Raw genomic sequence first — 20012 nt, 5'->3', positions numbered from 1 at the left:
TGAAATTTCATTTTCAAGATTCTAATGGCGTAAAGCAGCCTTCGTTGGGTGCCATTCTCCGCGTGTTTCCTGCCTCCGGTTCAAATAATTTCCGCACGCGCCAAGCCACTGGCGATATTAGAGTGGCGGCAGATTGGGATTTCGCCCCCAATTGGTCGTTGAACCCTAACGTCGGTGTGGCGGTTTACGAAGATAGCCAAAATTAGACATTCACCGCCGGCCTGTTCGCTATGACCCTCAACTACAACCCCACCAAAGTATTGAATTTCTTTGTGGACACAGGAGTGCAATCGCCAGAGGAAAAAAACGGAATACCCGCCATTATTTATGATGTCGGTGTGGCGTATCTGATTCGTCGTGATACGCAGCTGGACTTTAGTGTCGGCACTGGAGCCGTAGGGTCTACTCCACCAGGCACATTCCTGTCAGTGGGAATTGGTATGCGGTTTTAACGACTCTGAACCGGATTCCTCGTCGCCCAGAAGGTAATACTTACCGCTCATTGTTGACCTCATGCATTGCCCCAAATGCTTCCGATAGTTATGTGGAGCCGCCTGTATGGCGTGAGCTGTGAGAGTGAACAAAGTCGCGGGCAGCCTGCGAACCTGCCGAGGCGGTATTTCCTTCGTTGTAAACCACGTTCACCTAACGACGCGGATCCGATGCCGCCTGCTTGAATTCTTTGTATTCATCATCGAACGTATCGATGGCCATACGATGCAGGATGGAATTCATCGTGAATGCGGCCCGCTCACGGTCCATATCTACCGAGTTGTTGTCCATACTGGGTTGAGATGGCACTACATAGCGGGCAAAGTCGAGCGTGCTTGGAGCGAATGACTGTGAATCAGCGGTACTGACATGCCGCACAGATGTCATTTGCAGGGTGAGCGCGGGCAATTTGCCCATGGCGTCTTGCATGGCTTCAGAGAAATTGATGTCCTTCGCTTTGTAGCCAGGGGTGTCCGCATTGGCAATATTGCTGGCAAGCAAGGCCTGTCTTTGAGCCCGCAGAATCAGCGCCCTGCCGCGCCACTCCTCATCAAGCGACGCACCTGCACCTCCAGATCCATTGAGGGGCAAAAACTTTGCGGGGTCCGACATAAGCGGTTACTCAGGCGGACGTCTTTCCACACTGCCCGCAGAACTTGGCTCCCGGCTGCAAGGCAGTCCCGCACTGGGTGCACGCCATGGCAGTCAAGGACCCACCACACTGTTGGCAAAAACGCGCACTAGGCGCGTTGGCAGTGCGGCATGTTGGGCACGCCACGCGTGGCACAGCCGGAGGTGGCGGCGGAACACCGCCTGGAGGCATGCCGCCGCCGTAGCCATACCCGCCATGGCCGCCTCCATGGCCTCCGCCATGATGTCCACCGCCATGCCCACCTAAAATTCTGTCCAAAAATCCCATGAGACTACTCCATCAGTCAGCTAATATTACGCCAATTACGCCAATTACGCCAATGCGGGCTGCTCGCCCTAGCAGGCTGAAGAAATACCTCCCACGCATCCAGCCCAGCAGCCCATCCCCCGGTAAGCTCAGCGGAGCCTCCCACATCACTTGACCCTGACCCCCATGCGCGGCGCCGACACCTTCACCGAGAGCCTGTTCTCTGTCCGCAAGCTCGACGACTTCGTGCCAGCTTCGCACCCCCTGCGCCCCATCCGCAAGATGGTCAACACCGCCTTGGTCAAGATGGATGCCTTGTTCTCGCGCATGTACGAAGCAGACATCAAGGGCGGGCGCCCCAGCATCGCCCCCGAGAAGCTGCTGCGCGCCATGCTGCTGCAAGTGCTGTACAGCGTGCGCTCGGAACGCCAGTTGATGGAGCAGGTGCAGTACAACCTCTTGTTTCGCTGGTTCATCGGCCTGTCCATGGACGACGAGGTCTGGGTACCCAGCGTATTCACCAAGAACCGCGAGCGGCTGATCGAACACGACGCCGTGATCGAATTCTTCAACGAAGTGCTCAAGATCGCCGACAAAAAGCACTGGCTCTCGGGCGAGCACTTCAGCGTGGACGGCACGCTCATCCAGGCCTGGGCGGGTCACAAGAGCTTTGTGCGCAAAGGCGACGATGACGCGGGTGGTGATGGCAATGGTGACGGCGCCGATGATGGCCCTGATGCAGATGCCAAAGCCCACAGCGATGGCGGCAACTTCAAGGGCCAGCGGCGCAGCAACGATACCCATGAATCCACAACGGACGGCGATGCCCGGCTGTACTGCAAAGGCAAAACCGCCAGCGAGCTGCGCTACATGGGACACACCCTGAGCGACAACCGCCACGGCCTGCTGGCCAATGCCGTGGTCACGCTGGCCGATGGCTACGCAGAGCGCGAAGCGGCCAAGGCCATGGTCAATGACGCCCGACAGGCGCAGCCTGATCCCACGCGAACCATCACGCTGGGGGCGGACAAAGGCTATGACGCACGGGAATTCATTGAGGCCTGCCAGGCCATGAACGTCATCCCCCACGTGGCCCAGAACAAGTCAGGCAGAAGCTCAGCTGTGCCCGAAGCCGTAGCGCAAAGTGAAGGCTACGCGGTATCGCAACGAAAGAGAAAGCTCATCGAGCAAGGCTTTGGCTGGGCCAAGACGGTGGGCGGCATGAGGCAGGTGATGGTGCGAGAAATCAAACGCGTGGACCAGATGTTCGTGCTGACGATGGCGGGCTACAACCTGGTGCGCATGCGCACGCTGGAGCAAATGGGACAGGTGCGTCTGCAGGGGGCGCATTGAGAGCAAACGGGGACAAAAGCGGCCTCTGAAGTGCAATGAAACGCCCAATTGGGCACGCTAATCCCGGAATGTGAAAAAAGCGCGCCAGCCTGCGGCTGTGGGGCAGGTCGTGATTGGAGTCTGGGGAGTATTTCTTCAGCCTGTTAGGGCTCAAAGCTTTTAGTGCACCGCTGTAAATTGGGGTTGTACGCCCAAACCAGCGGAATTTGTCCATGCCACGTTTTCGATGTCACCGTCTCTTTAGGGCGGTGAGGATGTCAAGCTATGGTAGGTGTAGTGACTCGCGTTTGAAACCCGTCCGACTTGCAATCAGCGGCTTTTCCGACTCAGATTATTTGCAACTGACTTTAGGGTCTCTGATGTTTCTGGCTATTTGCCAAAAAATGCATAAAACGCCCCTATCTTGACGGGTCTTGTTATTTCAGTTGACGTCAAACTGGGGCGAATCGATGCGTGGCATCGCAAACCAGCACGCCCTCAAATCACCGATGCAGGAATTGCTTCGATGGTCCGGCGGATGTATTCCACCATCATCGTCAACATCCAGGGGCCGGCAATTGCCAGCACGGCAACTACAGCAATTAGCTTTGGCACAAATGCCAATGTCGCTTCGTTAATTTGAGTTACGGCTTGAAAGAGGCTAACCAGCAGGCCGACCAACAACGCTGCGCCAAGCACGGGCGCCGAGACCATTACTCATAGGTCAGTAATTTAGCGGACAATTTAGGGAACTACTTTGCTTTTGTATTCTCCAAATCTGCATGAAACGAGATGGACGTAAATTGGCCCACAACACGCTCGAAGAAATGCGTGTTCTGGCTGTAAAGAGAATGAACGAGGGCGAGCATCCTGCTGCGGTGGCCGCTTCTCTTGGAATGCATCGGTCATGGGGATACAAGTGCCGAGCCGCAGCCAAGGGGCGTGGTCGTGGACTTCGAGCACTGCGTTCGACCAAGGGCACGGGACGACCCCGAAAACTGACGCCCGCTCAAGAGCGTCAAGTATTCCAGTGGGTCAACGGCAAGCGCCCGGACCAGTATGGATTTGACTTCGGTTTGTGGACGCGCCAGATTGTTCAAGAGTTACTGTTCTCCCGGTTTGAGGTGAAGCTCTCGCTGGCATCGATCGGGGCACTGCTGGCCCGACTGGGTCTGACCGCACAGAAGCCACTTGAACGCGCGTACCAGCGCGACCCTGCTGCGGTCGAACTTTGGAAAAATGAAACATTTCCCGCAATAGCTACAGAGGCGAAAAGCAGCGGTGCCGAAATAATGTTCTGGGACGAGTCTGGTTTTCGTGCTGACGCGGTGCACGGAAAGACATGGGCGCCACGAGGTCAGACGCCGGTGATTGAACGTCCCGGCCAGCGTCAAAGCATCAGCGCAGCATCTGCCGTCAGCGCCAAGGGTGCTTTCTGGTTTGCAACTTATGAGGGCGGGTTGACGGGAGAGCTGTTTGTCGAGCTACTCAAGAAGATGATGCATCGGCGCAAGAAACCTGTGCGTCTGGTGGTCGATGGGTTGCCAGCGCACAAAAAGGCAATCGTTAAGGAATACGTCGCCAGTACAGAGGGCAAACTGACGCTGCACTTCCTGCCCGGCTATGCGCCTGACTTGAATCCCGATGAGTTGGTTTGGAGTCATGCCAAACGCACCGGGGTGGCGCGTTCACCGTTGAAGGCGGGTGAAAAGCTGCAATGCCGTGTCGATGAGCAGCTACAAAATATCGCCAACGACAGCGCGTTGGTCAAGTCATTTTTCAGACATCCATCTGTCTCCTATATTACTGACTTATGAGTAAATGATATCACACGGGTATTTCTGGCCTAAGTAGTTCACAGCACATAGAGTGTTGGAATACTTGAAAAAGGAACGCGTAGCCCACTTTCAAAGGTGATGCTATTGTCAGTTGACCATTCGAGGGTTTGGGCGCTTTTAGCCTCCCAGGATCGGCACAAAAATCCGCCCACTGCCGATTCCACCAGATTTTGTACAAAGCCCAAAAATGTAGATCAACACCTTGCAATACCGGTGTCGGATCGGCGTCTGAAATTTCCGCCGGTTTGGGCTTAGAACCCCATCAACACCGAGTTGCAGTCCCAGATGAGTCCACAGCTCTTTTGGAACCTGTTCAAAGGCGCTCAGCGTCTGCCCAGTCATGCGCAGGAAGCCGATTTGCAGAGCCAGCGCCAAGCGGTGAAGGGGTTTGCGCAGGGAGCGAATTGCAGCCAGCTCAGCCGCACTGAAGGAGAAGAACGTGGTCAGCTCGAAGTCGTCAAGACTCGGCGGGATCTCACGCAGTCCCAGGTAAGGGGCTCTCCAATGGTCCATCGGGGACTCCAGGCGATTGATGTGTGGGGCAGCAATTATTGATGCGCTCCATCCCCGGCCTCAAACATGGGCTCAGGAAAGACTGATGAAAAAGTGGGCAGTCTTGTGGGTCAGCCGCAGCGTGGCGGGATTTCTGGATAGAGGGGGGTCAGAGAACCCAGTATTCATGCGGGTTCCAAGAGGGCGCCCTCTGGGAACCCGCATGGATGCTGGGTTCTGAAACGTCCCAAATTGCACTAAAAACAAGAGGACCCCAGATCACAAAGGGGGGGCCACCTGTGGACGTAGCCTCCTTGTAAAAACACCCCCTCCCGACGCGTTACATGGCGCCAACCCGGCTTTGGCGGCATTTCGCAGCCATCACAACAGATAATCCACCATTATCCATTGCCAGTTTTCACAAAAATTTGAATTTCTTGACTCGTGAAATAGTACGTAATATCATATTACGTACTACGGTACGAAATAGTCAGGCAAACCATGGCAAGAGCTGGAATCTACAAGTCGGAAGTGCTGCGCGCCCGCGATAGGCTGCTGGCCGCCGGGCGCTACCCGTCCATCGATGCGGTCCGGGAAGAACTGGGAAATACCGGCTCTAAGGGGACGATCCATCGCTACCTCAAGGAGATCGAAGAGGAAGAGGGTGCAGCCACCGGCAGCAAGGTGGCTGTGAGCGAGGCAATCCAGGACTTGGTGGGGCGCCTGGCCGCCCGGGTCAACGAGGAAGCCGAAGAGCGCGTCACGACTGCCCAGGCCAGGCACGCAGAGCAGATCAGCCAGCACCAGCAGACCGCAGCTGCCTTGAAAACGGAGGCGCAGTCCGCGCGCCAGCAGGTGGAACAAAGCCAGCGGGCACTGGCCGACGAAAAGGCCAACCACGGTAAAACCAGCGAAGCGCTGACCAGCAAGACCCTGGAGTGCACGCAGCTGGCACAGCAGGTTGTGGACCTGCAGGAACGCATCGCGGCCGAAGAGCGACATCGCAGTTCCCTGGAAGAGAAGCACCAGCATGCCCGCCAGGCCTTGGAACACTTTAGGGAAGCCACCAGGGAGCAACGCGAACAGGACCAGCGCAAGCACGAGCAGCAGGTCCAATACCACCAAGCTGAGTTGCGCACAGTGAACGAGACTTTGGCTGCGAAGCGGCAGGAAGCCATCCACACCCTTCAAGAAAACGCGCGCCTGCTGGGCGATCTATCTCGCGCTCAAGGAGATCTGCACTTGGTTCAAGAAGAGGTGCGGAGCCTGCGACCACTGAAGGACGAGCTGGGGTTTGCGCAAAGGCGCACCGAGGAATTGGGCAGGCGCTTGGTAGAGCAGGATGCGGAGGTCCAGAAGCTCATTTCCTCGAATGAGCGGTTGCAGGCCAAGGTCGATGAACTGCTCACCACAAAGCAGCTGTTGGAACTGGCGTTGGCGACGGCCAGTTCATCTGCCGAAGCACAAAAACAGATAGTGGCCAGCATGCTGGAGCGGTTTAGTGCGCCGGCACTCGGCCCTCATAGCACGACAAAGACCTTGGACGAAGGGGTCAAATATTCGACCAAGGAAGACGTAAAAAAGCTAACAAAAACAACACCTTAAGCTTGCTTCTGCGGTTTTTTACATGAATCCCTGCCGACCCTCAGGTCAGCGACGAGGCCTTCGAGCGCATTGCCGGCGCCATCGTCGAGGCGGCCCGCCAGGCGCTGGCCGGCCCAGGCCTGCAGGCCATCTACCTGGATCTGCACGGCGCAGCCGTCAGCTTTGCCCACGAAGACGCCGAGGGCGAGTTGCTGAAGCGCCTGCGTGCCCTGGTGGGCGATCAGCTGCCCATCGTGGCCAGCCTCGATCTGCACGCCAACGTGAGCGCCGACATGCTGCAACTGGCCGACGGCCTGGTGGCCTACCGCACCTACCCCCATGTGGACACCGAAGCCACCGGCCGCCTGGCCGCCCAGTTGCTGGAGCGCCGCCTGCAGGCCGGCCAGCGCCTGCCGATGGCCTGGCGCCGCGTGCCTTTTCTGATCCCGATCAACGCCGGCTGCACGCTGATCGAGCCGGCCGCCTCCCTGTACGCGCAGCTGCCCGAGGTGGATGCCCGCCAAGGCACCCTCAGCAGCATCGCCATGGGCTTTCCGGCCGCCGACATCGACTGCTGCGGCCCCTGCGTGTGGGCCTATGGCGAGCAGGCCGAGGCCGTGGTGCAACAGCACTGGACCGCGCTTTGTCAGCCGCCCCAGCGCTGGCGCATCAGCCTGCCCGAGCCCCTGGCCGCGGTACAGCAGGCCCTGGCGCTGGCCGAACACGCCAGCGCCCCGGTGGTGATCGCCGACACCCAGGACAACCCCGGCGCCGGCGGCGACAGCAACACCACCGGCATGCTGCACGCCCTGCTGCAGGCTGGCGCCGGGCGCCGCTACCCCGGCCAGGTGGCGCTGGGCCTGCTGTACGACCCCGAGGCCGCCGCTGCCGCCCACCGGGCCGGCCCCGGCGCCCGCCTGAGCCTGAGCCTGGGGCGCCAGGTGAGCACCCTGCCCGGCCAGCTCAGCGACCCACCCGTGCAGGCCGAGGTCACCGTGCGCGCCCTGTTCGAAGGCAGCGTGCGCCTGCTGGGGCCCATGCTGCACGGCCTGCAAAGCCAGCTCGGCCAGGCTGCCTGCCTGGATGTAGACGGCGTGCTGGTCGTGGTCGCCAGCGGCAAGATCCAGATGCTGGACCGCGAGCTCTACCGCTGCGTCGGCGTGCAGCCCGAAACCATGAAGCTGCTGGTCAACAAAAGCTCGGTGCACTTCCGTGCCGACTTCACCCCCATCGCCTCCCACATCCTGGTCGCCCGCGCCCCCGGCCCCATGCCCGCCGACCCGGCCAGCCTGCCCTGGACGCGGCTGGGGGCGGGGGTTTCGGCGGTGATTGAGGGGGCGTGAAGCGGCATGTCAACAGGCAGAAAGTTCGAGTCCGACCGGCATTCGCCAAGGTGCGCCATCACTCATAAGGCAGAAACTGGTTGTTGTCGCGACTGAGCAATTGCATCAGCTTGGGATGGATAAATAGCTTCTCCTTGCCCAAAGGCATCTCACGCAGCACGCCCAGCTTGACCAGTTCTTGCAAATGGCGTGAAGCGGCCTGGCGTTGGGCAATGCCTTTGTCCACCAGATTGCCGATGCGGCAATACGGCTGTTCGAAGATCACGTCCACCAACTCGCGGGTGTAGATCTTGGGCAGCCGGGTGCGCACATGCTCGGTGGTGTGCTCGGCCAAAGCGCGGATGGCGGCGATCTTGTCGGTGGTCCACCTGGACGTTTCGGCAACTGCCTGCAGCATGAAGATCAGCCAGGGCTCCCAGGCCCCATCGCGGGTGACGGCGAGCAAAAGGCGGTAGTAGTCGGCCTTGTGCGCAATCACATGGCGACTGAGGTAGAGGATGGGCAGGTTCAACAGATCTTGCTGAATCAGGTACAGGATGTTGAGCACCCGCCCGGTGCGTCCGTTGCCGTCGATGAAAGGATGAATGGCTTCAAACTGGTAATGGCCCACCGCCATGCGGATCAGGGGATCCAGATCGGTCGCCTCGTGCAAGAAACGCTCCCAATTGGCCAGCATGTCCCGCAAACGGGCTTCACCTTCAGGCGGGGTGTAGACCACCTCACCGGTGCGGTCGTTGGCCAACTGAGTGCCGGGCGTTCGACGAATGTCCATGTCCACGCCCTTGAGCGTACGGCACACCTCTACGGCGGTCGCCGTGCACAGGGGGCGCCGCTGGAGCGACTGAAAGCCCTGGTGCAGTGCGGTGCGATAGCGCAATGCCTCTTTGGTCGCCGAGTCGGCCTGCTCATGGCCTTGGGCGTATTGAAAAAGCTGGTCGGTGGTGGTGACGATGTTCTCAATTTCCGAGCTGTCTTTGGCTTCCAGCAACGGGATGGTGTTGATCAGCATCGCCTGGTTGGGGATGAGTTCGGCCGCTTGCTTGAGTTCGGCCAACGCGGCGCGGGCTTCGATGCATGCCTTGAGAACGGTGCGGCTTTCCAACTCATGTGCCGGGGGCAGTGCGGGCAATTGGTTGTGAGGCTGCTCGGGATTCCAAGCGGGAATGTTCTTGGTCATGATGCAAAAAGCCTGTTTCGACGACACGTTCTGAACCCATGTCGCTGCCGACGACATGTCCGTACAACATGTTCTTTTTTGTCGGAATTGGAACACGTCAAGAGATCGTGTCGTCATTTTTGCATATTGGCGACATGAGTAGACCCGATACCACCCATTCACCGCCCGTTGACATACCCAACACATAATCCCTGCTCCCGCTTTGCTGACCTCACTCGCATGCCGCTTCGCCGCCTCTCCCACACCCTGGCCTGTCTGGGCCTCATGGCCCTGCTGGCCGGCCCCCTGGGGCCCTTGGCTCGGGCGGCAGAGCCTGACAGCCCTTTTCTGGAAGACCTGACCAGCCCTGAGTTGCAGGCCCGCATCGATGCGGGCACGCGCACGGTGCTGATCCCCATCGGCGGCACCGAGCAGAGCGGGCCGCAGATGGCGCTGGGCAAGCACAACGTGCGGGTGCATGTGCTGGCGGGGCAGATCGCCCGGCGCGTGGGGCACACGGTGGTGGCCCCGGTGCTGGCCTATGTGCCCGAGGGCCCCATCCACCCGCCGGCCGGGCACATGCGCTTTGCCGGCACGATCTCGATCCCTGAGTCGGCTTTCGAGGCCTTGCTGGAGGGCACGGCGCGCAGCCTGCGCCAACATGGCTTTCATGATGTGTTCTTTTTGGGCGACCACGGGGGCTACCGCAAGAACCTGGAGCGCGTGGCCGAGCGCCTGAACCAGGCCTGGGCGCGCGACGGGGGCCCGCCTGCGCGGGTGCACGCCCTGAGCGAGTACTACCGCGTGACGCAGACCGCCTACGTGGCCGAGCTGAAACAGCGCGGCTTCAGCCCGGCCGAGATCGGCGAGCACGCCGGCCTGGCCGACACCTCGCTGATGCTGGCCACCGACCCGGCGCTGGTGCGCACCGACACATTGGCCAGCCCGGCGGCCCGTGACCGGGCCCGGGGCGTGACCGGCGACCCGCGTCGCGCAAGCGTTGCGCTGGGTCAAGTCGGGGTGCAGCAAATCGTGGAGACTTCGGCCGCAGCGATCCAGGCGGCCGTCAAGCCCTGAGCCGCCTCTTTTATCTGGAGTGTTCTTCACATGTCCCTCGGGAAAGTCTTTGCCACCACCACCGTCAGTTCAGCCGTCATCGTGATGGGCCTGTTGGCCAGCGGGGTGCATGGGGCCGACGCGGTCGGCAAGCAGGGTGCGGCCAAGGCCGCGGCGGTCACCACCGTGCCCGGCATGCCGCCGGTGCCCAACCCGGCCAATCTGTACAGCGAAACCGGGGCCGACCACATCGCTCCGGCCGTGCGCGACGACCTGGAACGCATCTATGTGCCCAATCTGCGCTCCAACGATGTGTATGTGATCGACCCGGCCAAGATGAAGGTGGTCGACAAGTTCAAGGTGGGCCCGGCGCCGCAGCACGTGGTGCCCTCGTGGGACCTGCGCACGCTGTGGGTGGCCAACAACGCCGAACGCCGCACCGATGGCAGCCTGACGCCCATCGACCCGCGCACCGGCAAGCCGGGCAAGGAGATCCTGGTCGACGACCCTTACAACGTGTATGCCACGCCCGACGGCGCCTCGCTGATCGTGGTGGCCGAGGCCAAGCACCGGCTCGATTTCCGCGATCCCAAGACCCTGGCCCTGCAATACGCCATCGATGTGCCCAAGTGCGGCGGCATCAACCATGCCGATTTCTCCATCGACGGGCGCTACGCGATCTTCACCTGCGAGTTCCAGGGCAGCGTGGCCAAGATCGACCTGGGCAAGCGCGAGGTGCTGGGCTACCTGAAGCTGCAGATGCCCAAGACCCGCTTCAAGGACGGGCAAAAACTCAGCGACCCGAATGTGTCGCCGATGGAGACCGAGGTCTGCTCGGCCACCAAGGGCATGCCGCAGGACATCCGCATCTCGCCCGACGGCAAGCACTTCTACGTGGCCGACATGGAGGCCGACGGGGTGCACGTGCTCGATGGCGATGCCCTCACCGAGGTGGGCTTCATCGCCACCGGGGTGGCCGCCCACGGCCTGTACCCGAGCCGCGATGGCAAGCAGCTTTACGTGGCCAACCGCGGCTCGCACCGCATCCATGGCCCGCGCAAGAGCCCCGGCAGCGTGACCGTGATCGACTTCGCCACCGAAAAGGTCACGGCCCACTGGCCGATCGCAGGCGGCGGCAGCCCCGACATGGGCAATGTCAGCGCCGACGGCAAATGGCTGTGGCTGTCGGGCCGTTTTGACGACGTGGTGTACCGTTTTGACACCCAGAGCGGGGCCGTGGCGCAGATCAAGGTGGGGCAGGAGCCCCATGGCCTGGCCGTGTGGCCGCAGCCCGGTCGCTACTCGCTGGGCCACACCGGCAACCTGCGCTGAATTTTGCCGCGGGCCCGGCCTCAAAACCGGGCCCCGACGCGGATATTTCCAGATGGGATAATCCGCGCCATGAGCATCACCTACAAAAACGCGGAAGAGATCGAGGGCATGCGCGTGGCCTGCCGCCTCGCGTCCGAGGTTCTGGACTACCTGACCCCCTTCGTCAAACCCGGGGTCACCACGCTGGAGATCGATCGCCTGGCCCATGAGTACATGGTCAATGTGCAGGGCACCAAGTCGGCCACCATCGGCTACCAGCCCCCGGGCTACCCGCCCTACCCGGCTTCACTGTGCACCTCGCTGAACCACGTGGTGTGCCACGGCATCCCCAACGACAAGCCGCTCAAGAAGACCGACATCATGAACATCGATGTCACCGTGATCACCGACAAGGGTTGGTACGGCGACAACAGCCGCATGTACGTGATGCCCGACGCCTCGATCGCGGCCAAGCGCCTGAGCGCGCTGACCTTCGAAGCCATGTGGATCGGCATCCAGCAGGTCAAGCCCGGCGCCCGCCTGGGCGACATCGGCCACGCCATCCAGAAGTTTGCCGAAGGCCATGGCTTCTCGGTGGTGCGCGAGTTCTGCGGCCATGGCATCGGCCAGCGCTTCCACGAAGAGCCCCAGGTGCTGCACTACGGCAAGCCCGGCACGCTCGAAGAGCTCAAGCCCGGCATGACCTTCACCATCGAGCCCATGATCAATGCCGGCAAGCGCGAGGTGAAGTCGCACGGCAACGACGGCTGGACCATCGTGACCAAAGACCACAGCCTGTCGGCCCAGTGGGAGCACACCATCCTGGTCACCGAGACGGGCTATGAGGTGCTGACCCTGTCGGCCGGCAGCCCGGCGCTGCCCAGCTTCGTCACCACCGTCAAGACCTGAGCCCCCGGCCCCAGCCCACCGTTCACCCCGCGCCGCCCGCCCCGCCATGACCGACCTCCAGGCCTTGCGCCAGCAGTACAAAGAGCAAAAAGCGGCTCTGTTGCAACAACTCCAGACCGATGGCGCCACCACCCGGGGCATCCACGGGCTGCTCACCCGGCTGGCCCGGCTGGTGGATGATCTGCTGGCCGATCTGTGGCAGCGCGCCGGCTTTCCTGAGGCCTTTGCGCTGGCCGCCGTGGGCGGCTATGGGCGCGGCGAGCTGTTCCCCTACTCGGATGTGGACGTGCTGGTGCTTCTGCCCGACAGCGTGGTGGCCGACAACGAGCCCGAGCTCAAATCCCGCCTGGAGGCCTTCATCGGCTCGTGCTGGGACGTGGGCCTGGAGATCGGCTCCAGTGTGCGCACCCTGAGCGAGTGCGTGGCCGAGGCCGGCAAGGACGTCACGGTGCAGACCTCGCTGCTCGAGGCCCGGCTGCTGATCGGCCCGCCCGAGCTGTTTGCGGCCTTCCAGCAGGCCTTTCGGGCCCACCTGGACGCCCAGGCCTTTTTTGTGGCCAAGAGCCTGGAGCTGCGCCAGCGCCACAACAAATCGGAAAACACCCCCTACTCGCTGGAGCCCAACTGCAAGGAATCGCCGGGCGGCCTGCGCGATCTGCAGACCATTCTGTGGGTGGCCAAGGCGGCCGGTTTTGGCGACACCTGGGACGACCTGGCCGCCAAGGGCCTGGCCACGCCCTTCGAGGTGCGCCAGATCAAGAGCAACGAGGCCTTGCTGAGCCTGATCCGGGCCAGGCTGCACGTGGTGGCCAAGCGGCGCGAAGACCGGCTGGTGTTCGACCTGCAGACCGCCGTGGCCGAGACCTTCGGCTACCAGTCGCATGCGCCCGATGGCTCGCGCCTGGCCGTGCGGGCCAGCGAGGCCCTGATGCGCCGCTACTACTGGGCCGCCAAGGCGGTGTCGCAGCTGCACCAGATCCTGATGCTCAACATCGAAGAGCGGCTGCACCCCAACACCCACGAGCCTCAGCGCATCAACGAGCGCTTCTTCGAGAAGGCCGGCATGATCGAGGTGGCCAGCGACGACCTGTACCTGAACCAGCCGCACGCCATCCTCGAAACCTTTTTGCTGTACGAGACCACGGTGGGCCTGAAGGGGCTGTCGGCCCGCACGCTGCGGGCGCTGTACAACGCCCGCCATGTGATGGACGGGGCCTTCCGCCGTGACCCGGTGAACCGCCGCACCTTTTTGAGCATCCTGCAGCAGTCTGAGGGCATCACCCACGCCATGCGCCTGATGAACCAGACCTCGGTGCTGGGGCGCTACCTGTGGGTGTTCCGCCGCATCGTGGGGCAGATGCAGCATGACCTGTTCCACGTCTACACCGTGGACCAGCACATCCTGATGGTGCTGCGCAATGTGCGCCGCTTCTTCATGGCCGAGCATGCGCACGAATACCCCTTCTGCTCGCAGCTGGCGGCCGGCTGGGACAAACCCTGGATCCTGTACACGGCGGCGCTGTTCCATGACATCGCCAAGGGCCGCGGTGGCGACCACTCCGAGCTGGGCCGCGCCGAGGTGCGCCGCTTCTGCCGCGACCACGACATCGCCAGCGAAGACAGCGCGTTGATCGAGCTGCTGGTGGGTGAACACCTCACCATGAGCCGCATCGCCCAGAAGGAAGACCTGAGCGACCCCGAGGTGATCCAGAACTTTGCCAAGCGCGTGGGCAACGAGCGCAACCTGACGGCCCTGTACCTGCTGACGGTGGCCGACATCCGCGGCACCAGCCCCAAGGTCTGGAACGCCTGGAAAGGCAAGCTGCTGGAAGACCTGTACCGCTACACCCTGCGTGTGCTGGGCGGCCGCGCCCCCGACGCCCGCGCCGAGATCGAGGCCCGCAAGCGCGAGGCCCTGGTGCAACTGGCCCTGTACGCGCTGCCGCACGAGGTGCAAAAGCCGCTGTGGGACACGCTGGACGTGAGCTACTTCATGCGCCACGACGCGGGCGACATCGCCTGGCACACCCGGCAACTGTCGCGCCACGTGGCCACCCCCGACCCGATCGTGCGGGCGCGCCAGTCGCCGGTGGGCGAAGGCATGCAGGTGCTGGTCTACACCGCCGACCAGCCCGACCTGTTTGCCCGCATCTGTGGCTACTTCGACCAGGCCGGCTTCAGTATCCTGGACGCCAAGGTCCACACCACCTCGAACGGCTACGCGCTCGACACCTTCCAGGTCGTGACCCAGATGCTGCCCGAGCACTACCGTGAGCTGACCAGCATGGTGCAGAGCGATCTGGCCCGCACCCTGACCGAGGCCGGCCCCTGCCCCCGCCCAGCCGGGGCCGGGTATCGCGTCGCGTCAAGAGCTTTCCGATCGCCCCGCGCATCGACCTGCGCCCCGATGAAAAAGCCCAGCGCTGGCTGCTCAGCATCTCGGCCAGCGACCGCCTGGGCCTGCTGTACATGGTGGCCCGCGTGCTGGCCCAGCACCACATCAGCCTGCAGATGGCCAAGGTCAGCACCCTGGGCGAGCGGGTGGAAGACACCTTCCTGATCCAGGGCCCCGAGCTGCAGCAGAACCGCAAGCAGATCGAGATCGAGACCGAGCTGTTGAAGGCCCTGGGCACGGTCTGAGCCCCTGACCTGCGGCCAGGCGAACCCTTGGCGGGGCCGCACGGGCATCGATGCCCTCCTACAGGGCCTGCCGCCTGTGGCCTGCATGGCCCCTTCGGCGACTGCATCAAACTGCAACAAATCCCACCGACAGAGCATGCCTGCACCGGCCCAGGTGCGGCGCACGGTGGGGTGCCCCCGCAGCAGCAGCCCTGAAAGATCGCCATGAATGCCGTCCTCCGGACCCTCGACATTGCCCCTGCCCCGTCACCCCGGCGCATCCTGCTGGTGGAAGACAACGCCTTCATCATCGAACTGCTGCGCCTGGTGCTGGCCCGGCACTGCGAGGTGCTGCTGGCCTCCGATGCGGCCACAGGCTGGGCCCTGGCCCAGAGCGAAGGGCCCGATCTGGTGATCACCGACCTGTGCTTCGGCCCCGGCATGAGCGGGCACGACCTGCTGCGGGCCCTGCGCGCTGATGCCCGGCTGGCCGGCACGCCGGTGCTGGTCATCTCGGCCCATGCCAGCGAGGCCGACGTCGAAGCCAGCCTGGCCCTGGGCGCACAGGCCCACATGGGCAAGCCCTTCAGCCCGCTGCACCTGCTGCGCTGGCTGGAGGCCCTGTGGGCCGACGCCCCGGCGCGCCTGGGCTGAACAGCGCGTTGGCCCAAAACGCAAATAACACACGCTAACAACTGCGGGCGGGCCCGCCCATTTCCGGCACCAACAATCTCCTCCCCCAGACCGTCGAGCCCCACAACGCCCGACGGTTTTCTTATTTCGACTGGAGAGAGACACCGTGAATCCAAGCCTTTTCCGTGCCGCGCCGCTGTGCGCGCCGGCCCGCCACCCAAGCCTGACGCTGCGGAGGTCCGCATGAGTTTTCTGATCATCCTGCTTTCGCTGGGTTTGCTGATGTTCGTGGCCTACCGGGGCCTCAGCGTGATCCTGTTTGCGCCGGTCTGCGCCCTGCTGGCCGTGCTGTTGACCGACCCGAGCCTGGTGCCGCCGCTGTTCAGCGGCATCTTCATGGACAAGCTGGTGGGCTTTGTGCAGCTGTACTTCCCGGTGTTCCTGCTGGGCGCGGTGTTCGGCAAGGTGATCGAGCTGTCGGGCTTTTCCAAGTCCATCGTGGCGGCGGTGATCGGCCTGCTGGGGCGTGAACGCGCCACCCTGTCCATCGTGGTGGTGTGTGCGCTGCTCACCTACGGCGGCGTGTCGCTGTTCGTGGTGGTGTTCGCGGTGTACCCGTTCGCGGCCGAGATGTTCCGCCAGAGCGACATCCCCAAGCGGCTGATCCCGGGCACCATCGCCCTGGGCGCCTTCACCTTCACCATGGACGCGCTGCCCGGCAGCCCGCAGATCCAGAACATCATCCCCAGCACCTTCTTCAAGACCAACACCTGGGCCGCGCCCTGGCTGGGCGTGGTGGGCACGGCCTTCATCCTGGTGGCCGGCCTGAGCTACCTGGCCTGGTGCCGTCGCCGCGCGCGTGAAGCCGGCGAAGGCTATGGCAGCGGCCACAGCAACGAACCCGAACCCTATGCCGCTGAAAAGCTGCCCAACGCCTGGCTGGCCCTGGCCCCCTTGCTGGTGGTGGGCGTGATGAACAAGGTGTTCACGGTGGTGATCCCCCAGTTCTATGGCACGGTGCACACCTCGGCCCTGCCCACCATGGCCAAGCCGGTGGTCACCGATGTGAGCAAGGTGGCGGCGATCTGGGCCGTCGAGGCGGCACTGCTGATGGGCATCCTGACCGTGGTGATTTTTGCCTGGGGCCCGGTGAAGCAGCGCTTTGCCGATGGCACCAAGGCCGCCGTGGGCGGCGCCCTGCTGGCCGCCATGAACACCGCGTCGGAGTACGGCTTTGGCGGCATCATCGCAGCCCTGCCCGGCTTCACCGTGGTGGCCGATGCGCTGCGTGCCATCCCCAACCCGCTGCTCAATGAGGCCATCTCGATCTCGGCGCTGGCCGGCATCACCGGCTCGGCCTCGGGCGGCATGAGCATTGCGCTGGCCGCCATGTCCGACACCTTCATCCAGGCCGCCAATGCGGCCCACATCCCGCTGGAGGTGTTCCACCGCGTGGCCGCCATGGCCAGCGGCGGCATGGACACCCTGCCGCACAACGGCGCGGTGATCACCTTGCTGGCCGTCACCGGCCTCACGCACAAGACCTCGTACAAGGACATCTTCGCGATCACCCTGATCAAGACGGCGGCCGTGGGCGTGATCATCGCCACCTACTACCTGACCGGCCTCTACTGAGGCCGTCACCTGCCAGCACACCGGCCCCGCGGCCCCCACCCCAGGGCGGGGCCCGGGGCCGGCCCGCTGGAACAAGACAAAACAACATCAGACAAGACAAGAATCCGGAGACAAGACATGCGCAACAAGATCGTTTCGGCCGCCGAGGCGGCCGCCCTGGTTCGCGATGGCGACGTGGTGGCCACCTCGGGCTTTGTGGGCATCGGCACGCCCGAAGAACTGCTGCTGGCCCTGGAGCAACGCTTCACCGCCAGCCAGGCCCCACGCGACCTGACCCTGGTGTTTGCCGCCGGCCAAGGCGACGGCGGCGAGCGCGGGCTCAACCACCTGGGGCACCCCGGGCTGGTGCGGCGCGCCATCGGCGGGCACTGGGGCCTGATCCCCAAGGTCGGCAAAATGGCCCTGGCCGACCAGATCGAGGCCTACAACCTGCCCCAGGGCTGCATCTCGCAGCTCTACCGCGACATTGCCGCGGGCAAGCCCGGCACCTTCTCGAAGGTGGGCCTGGGCACCTTTGTCGACCCGCGCCTGGGCGGCGGCAAGATCAACGCCTGCACCCAGGAAGACCTGGTGCGGCTGATGGACATCGACGGCGAAGAATGGCTGTTCTACAAGGCCTTCGGCATCGATGTGGCACTGGTGCGCGGCACCACCGCCGACACCCACGGCAACATCACCATGGAGCGCGAGGCCCTGACCCTGGACAACCTGGCCATGGCCATGGCGGCGCGCAACTCGGGGGGCATCGTGATCGCCCAGGTCGAGCGCGTGGCCCAGGCCGGCTCGCTCAACCCGCGCCAGGTCTGCATCCCCGGCACCCTGGTCGACTGCGTGGTGGTGGCCCAGCCCGACAACCACCTGCAGACCTACGGCACGCGCTACTCGGCGGCCTTCTCGTCCGAGCTGCAGGTGCCACTGGACACCCTGGCCCCCATGCCCCTGGACGAGCGCAAGATCATCGCGCGCCGCTGCGCCCTGGAGCTGCCCCTGGACGGCGTGCTCAACCTCGGCATCGGCATGCCCGAGGGCGTGTCGGCCGTGGCCAACGAAGAGCGCGTGCTCGACCTGTTCACCCTCACGGCCGAGCCCGGCATCGTGGGGGGCATGCCCGCTGGCGGGCTGGATTTTGGGGCTGGCTTCAACGTCGAGGCCGTGATCGACCAGAACCAGCAGTTCGACTTCTACGACGGCGGCGGCCTGGACCTGGCCTGCCTGGGCATGGCCGAATGCGACGCGGCCGGCAACGTCAACGTGAGCCGCTTCGGCCCGAAGCTGGCCGGGGCCGGCGGCTTCATCAACATCTCGCAGAACGCCCGCACCGTGCTGTTTGCCGGCACCTTCACCGCAGGCGGCCTGAAGGTGGCCGCGGCCGACGGCCAGTTGCGCATCGTGCAGGAAGGCCGCTCGCGCAAGTTCCTGCCCCAGGTCGAGCAGATCACCTTTGCCGGCCAACGCGCCGCCCAGCAGGGCCAGCGCGTGCTGTACGTGACCGAGCGCTGCGTGTTCGAGCTGAGCCCACAGGGCCTGCGCCTCACGGAAGTGGCTCCGGGCGTGGACATCGAGCGCGACATCGTGGCCCACATGGGCTTTCGCCCCCTGATCGAGCAGCCCCGCCTGATGGACGCAGCCCTGTTCCGCCCCGAGCCCATGGGCCTGCGCGAGCGCCTGCTGAACATGGGCTTCGAGGCCCGCTTCCGGTACGACGCCACGCAAGGCCTGCTGTTCCTGAACTTTCAGCATCTCAGCGTGCGCACCGAAGCCGATGTGGAACGCATCCGCAGCGCTGTGACCGCCCTGTGCGCCCCCCTGGGCCACAAGGTGGGCGCGGTGATCAACTACGACGGCTTCAAGCTCGACGAGCAGGTGGCCGAGGCCTACGCCCAGATGGGGATGGACCTGGAACAGCGCTTCTACAGCAGCGCCTCACGCTACGCCAGCAAACCCTTCCAGCGCCTGACCCTGCCCGCCCTGCTGCACCGTGATGCGCAGTTGCCGGTGTATGACAGCCTGGCGAAGGCTACTTTGCAGGCCACTGGGCCTGCTGTAGGTGCAGTCCGCTAGATACAGCAGTCAACTACTAGGGGCCGATAGGCGCAGCCATCGCGCCTCCAATTCGAATGCCTTTGTTGATTTGCGTATGTCATGTTCATTTCGCAGCCTGACTCGCAACGTGTCCCGCTAGGCTAGCAACAAACGATTTGAGGCTTGTCAGGGTAGACATGTCAGAGAAGGTTCCGTCCGTGCCCCCGGATCGAGGGGTCGCCATGAGCGAGGCCGACGAATACAACTGCTCTTGCATGAGCTTTTTGCAGAGTAGGTCGTAGCGTTGAAGGTAGCTTGCTCCAGCAAACTCGGCCAATACTGGGAAGTGGGGTGAGCTCTCTCGGACAGGGGCACGCGATTTGGGTGCATCCTCAACGACCTGAATCGCCCCGGTTTTCAAGGAGGCTGTTTGGTTTAAGTCAGACCGCCACCGCGGTGGACTGACTGGCGAGTTGCCGATAGTAGTTTGCCTCGGCTTCTGCGGGCGGGATGTACCCGATGGGTTCGAGCAGGCGATGGTGGTTGAACCAGGACACCCATTCGAGCGTCGCGAACTCCACAGCCTCCTTCGTCTTCCAAGGCGCTCGGCGATGGATGAGCTCGGCCTTGTAGAGACCGTTGATGGTCTCGGCCAGGGCGTTGTCATAGCTGTCGCCCTTGCTGCCCACCGA

The 20012-nt window shown here is 63.2% G+C and carries 18 protein-coding genes and 2 pseudogenes; 13 read left to right on the top strand and 7 right to left on the bottom strand.

Going from position 1 to position 20012, the window contains the following annotated elements; all coding sequences use genetic code 11:
- A pseudogene (locus F624_RS35575) lies at window positions 1–206 on the top strand (hypothetical protein); the annotation flags it as partial.
- 24 nt (window positions 207–230) lie between these two features.
- Window positions 231–452, top strand: coding sequence for a hypothetical protein (locus tag F624_RS35225; RefSeq protein WP_157443598.1), 222 nt, complete (start codon window positions 231–233; stop codon window positions 450–452).
- Window positions 453–645: 193 nt separating this feature from the next.
- Here the strand turns inward: F624_RS35225 and flgB are convergent, their stop codons facing one another.
- Window positions 646–1104 carry a flagellar basal body rod protein FlgB gene (flgB, locus tag F624_RS33010; protein WP_019576784.1) on the bottom strand — a complete coding sequence of 153 codons (459 nt, stop codon included), beginning with the start codon at window positions 1102–1104 and terminating at the stop codon, window positions 646–648.
- A gap of 10 nt (window positions 1105–1114) precedes the next feature.
- Complete coding sequence (locus F624_RS34530; RefSeq protein WP_342663602.1) at window positions 1115–1315, bottom strand: double zinc ribbon domain-containing protein; 201 nt, start codon at window positions 1313–1315, stop codon at window positions 1115–1117.
- A gap of 261 nt (window positions 1316–1576) precedes the next feature.
- Between F624_RS34530 and F624_RS0131000 the strand changes: the two genes are divergently transcribed.
- On the top strand, window positions 1577–2743 hold the full coding sequence (locus tag F624_RS0131000) for an IS5 family transposase (protein ID WP_019576782.1): 1167 nt from the start codon (window positions 1577–1579) through the stop codon (window positions 2741–2743).
- A gap of 477 nt (window positions 2744–3220) precedes the next feature.
- Here the strand turns inward: F624_RS0131000 and fliQ are convergent, their stop codons facing one another.
- A complete protein-coding gene (fliQ, locus tag F624_RS33005) occupies window positions 3221–3436 on the bottom strand; it encodes a flagellar biosynthesis protein FliQ (RefSeq protein ID WP_019576781.1) in 216 nt (71 codons plus the stop codon).
- Between the two features lie 68 nt (window positions 3437–3504).
- Between fliQ and F624_RS0130990 the strand changes: the two genes are divergently transcribed.
- Complete coding sequence (locus F624_RS0130990) at window positions 3505–4539, top strand: IS630 family transposase (protein ID WP_031256016.1); 1035 nt, start codon at window positions 3505–3507, stop codon at window positions 4537–4539.
- 138 nt (window positions 4540–4677) lie between these two features.
- On the opposite strand, the gene F624_RS0130985 is transcribed toward F624_RS0130990, so the two are convergent.
- Entirely contained in the window at window positions 4678–5073 is a 396-nt protein-coding gene (locus tag F624_RS0130985; RefSeq protein ID WP_019576779.1) for a DUF4158 domain-containing protein, read from the bottom strand.
- 480 nt (window positions 5074–5553) lie between these two features.
- Between F624_RS0130985 and F624_RS0130980 the strand changes: the two genes are divergently transcribed.
- Both F624_RS0130980 and F624_RS0130970 read left to right on the top strand, forming a co-directional pair.
- Complete coding sequence (locus F624_RS0130980; protein WP_019576778.1) at window positions 5554–6657, top strand: DNA-binding protein; 1104 nt, start codon at window positions 5554–5556, stop codon at window positions 6655–6657.
- A 26-nt stretch (window positions 6658–6683) separates the two neighbouring features.
- Entirely contained in the window at window positions 6684–7979 is a 1296-nt protein-coding gene (locus tag F624_RS0130970) for a M81 family metallopeptidase (RefSeq protein WP_084679873.1), read from the top strand.
- 58 nt (window positions 7980–8037) lie between these two features.
- Here F624_RS0130970 and fic read toward each other — a convergent pair whose 3' ends face one another.
- A complete protein-coding gene (gene fic, locus F624_RS0130965; RefSeq protein ID WP_019578257.1) occupies window positions 8038–9156 on the bottom strand; it encodes a protein adenylyltransferase Fic in 1119 nt (372 codons plus the stop codon).
- Window positions 9157–9375: 219 nt separating this feature from the next.
- On the opposite strand from fic, the gene F624_RS0130960 reads away from it, so the two are divergent.
- From F624_RS0130960 to F624_RS0130930, 7 genes and pseudogenes are all read left to right on the top strand, one after another.
- Window positions 9376–10212, top strand: coding sequence for a creatininase family protein (locus F624_RS0130960; RefSeq protein WP_019578256.1), 837 nt, complete (start codon window positions 9376–9378; stop codon window positions 10210–10212).
- A 30-nt stretch (window positions 10213–10242) separates the two neighbouring features.
- Window positions 10243–11523, top strand: coding sequence for a YncE family protein (locus F624_RS0130955; protein WP_019578255.1), 1281 nt, complete (start codon window positions 10243–10245; stop codon window positions 11521–11523).
- Between the two features lie 69 nt (window positions 11524–11592).
- Window positions 11593–12411 (top strand): type I methionyl aminopeptidase, encoded by an 819-nt coding sequence (gene map, locus F624_RS0130950; protein ID WP_019578254.1) that lies wholly within the window; start codon window positions 11593–11595, stop codon window positions 12409–12411.
- 46 nt (window positions 12412–12457) lie between these two features.
- Window positions 12458–15051 (top strand): annotated as a pseudogene (locus F624_RS33000) ([protein-PII] uridylyltransferase).
- A 204-nt stretch (window positions 15052–15255) separates the two neighbouring features.
- Window positions 15256–15684, top strand: coding sequence for a response regulator (locus F624_RS0130940; RefSeq protein ID WP_019578253.1), 429 nt, complete (start codon window positions 15256–15258; stop codon window positions 15682–15684).
- Window positions 15685–15906: 222 nt separating this feature from the next.
- Window positions 15907–17298, top strand: a complete 1392-nt coding sequence (locus tag F624_RS0130935; RefSeq protein WP_019578252.1) for a GntP family permease — start codon at window positions 15907–15909, stop codon at window positions 17296–17298.
- A 117-nt stretch (window positions 17299–17415) separates the two neighbouring features.
- Window positions 17416–19359: an acyl CoA:acetate/3-ketoacid CoA transferase gene (locus F624_RS0130930; RefSeq protein ID WP_019578251.1), complete on the top strand. Its 1944-nt coding sequence runs from the start codon at window positions 17416–17418 to the stop codon at window positions 19357–19359.
- Window positions 19360–19444: 85 nt separating this feature from the next.
- Here F624_RS0130930 and F624_RS34525 read toward each other — a convergent pair whose 3' ends face one another.
- The gene (locus F624_RS34525; protein ID WP_281170965.1) at window positions 19445–19741 is read right to left on the bottom strand and encodes a PaeR7I family type II restriction endonuclease; all 297 of its coding nucleotides are present in this window, start codon (window positions 19739–19741) and stop codon (window positions 19445–19447) included.
- Between the two features lie 19 nt (window positions 19742–19760).
- Window positions 19761–20012, bottom strand: a 252-nt coding sequence (locus F624_RS0130925; protein ID WP_019578250.1) for an integrase core domain-containing protein, incomplete at its 5' end; no start/stop codon positions are given.

It is taken from the genome of Curvibacter lanceolatus ATCC 14669 (assembly GCF_000381265.1).
GTDB classification, from domain to species: domain Bacteria; phylum Pseudomonadota; class Gammaproteobacteria; order Burkholderiales; family Burkholderiaceae_C; genus Curvibacter; species Curvibacter lanceolatus.
The sequence above is the reverse complement of the archived record's forward strand: the minus strand, read 5'-3'. Positions and strand labels throughout refer to the sequence as shown.

What these genes read in the sequence shown, in the direction of transcription:
- fic (WP_019578257.1), bottom strand. Translation starts at nt 9,156, where the DNA reads ATGACCAAGAACATTCCCGCTTGGAATCCCGAGCAGCCTCACAACCAA.
- F624_RS0130985 (WP_019576779.1), bottom strand. Translation starts at nt 5,073, where the DNA reads ATGGACCATTGGAGAGCCCCTTACCTGGGACTGCGTGAGATCCCGCCG.
- F624_RS0130980 (WP_019576778.1), top strand. Translation starts at nt 5,554, where the DNA reads ATGGCAAGAGCTGGAATCTACAAGTCGGAAGTGCTGCGCGCCCGCGAT.
- F624_RS0130930 (WP_019578251.1), top strand. Translation starts at nt 17,416, where the DNA reads ATGCGCAACAAGATCGTTTCGGCCGCCGAGGCGGCCGCCCTGGTTCGC.
- F624_RS0131000 (WP_019576782.1), top strand. Translation starts at nt 1,577, where the DNA reads ATGCGCGGCGCCGACACCTTCACCGAGAGCCTGTTCTCTGTCCGCAAG.
- F624_RS0130990 (WP_031256016.1), top strand. Translation starts at nt 3,505, where the DNA reads ATGAAACGAGATGGACGTAAATTGGCCCACAACACGCTCGAAGAAATG.
- F624_RS0130940 (WP_019578253.1), top strand. Translation starts at nt 15,256, where the DNA reads ATGAATGCCGTCCTCCGGACCCTCGACATTGCCCCTGCCCCGTCACCC.
- F624_RS0130955 (WP_019578255.1), top strand. Translation starts at nt 10,243, where the DNA reads ATGTCCCTCGGGAAAGTCTTTGCCACCACCACCGTCAGTTCAGCCGTC.
- flgB (WP_019576784.1), bottom strand. Translation starts at nt 1,104, where the DNA reads ATGTCGGACCCCGCAAAGTTTTTGCCCCTCAATGGATCTGGAGGTGCA.
- fliQ (WP_019576781.1), bottom strand. Translation starts at nt 3,436, where the DNA reads ATGGTCTCGGCGCCCGTGCTTGGCGCAGCGTTGTTGGTCGGCCTGCTG.
- F624_RS34530 (WP_342663602.1), bottom strand. Translation starts at nt 1,315, where the DNA reads ATGCCTCCAGGCGGTGTTCCGCCGCCACCTCCGGCTGTGCCACGCGTG.
- F624_RS0130960 (WP_019578256.1), top strand. Translation starts at nt 9,376, where the DNA reads ATGCCGCTTCGCCGCCTCTCCCACACCCTGGCCTGTCTGGGCCTCATG.
- map (WP_019578254.1), top strand. Translation starts at nt 11,593, where the DNA reads ATGAGCATCACCTACAAAAACGCGGAAGAGATCGAGGGCATGCGCGTG.
- F624_RS35225 (WP_157443598.1), top strand. Translation starts at nt 231, where the DNA reads ATGACCCTCAACTACAACCCCACCAAAGTATTGAATTTCTTTGTGGAC.
- F624_RS0130935 (WP_019578252.1), top strand. Translation starts at nt 15,907, where the DNA reads ATGAGTTTTCTGATCATCCTGCTTTCGCTGGGTTTGCTGATGTTCGTG.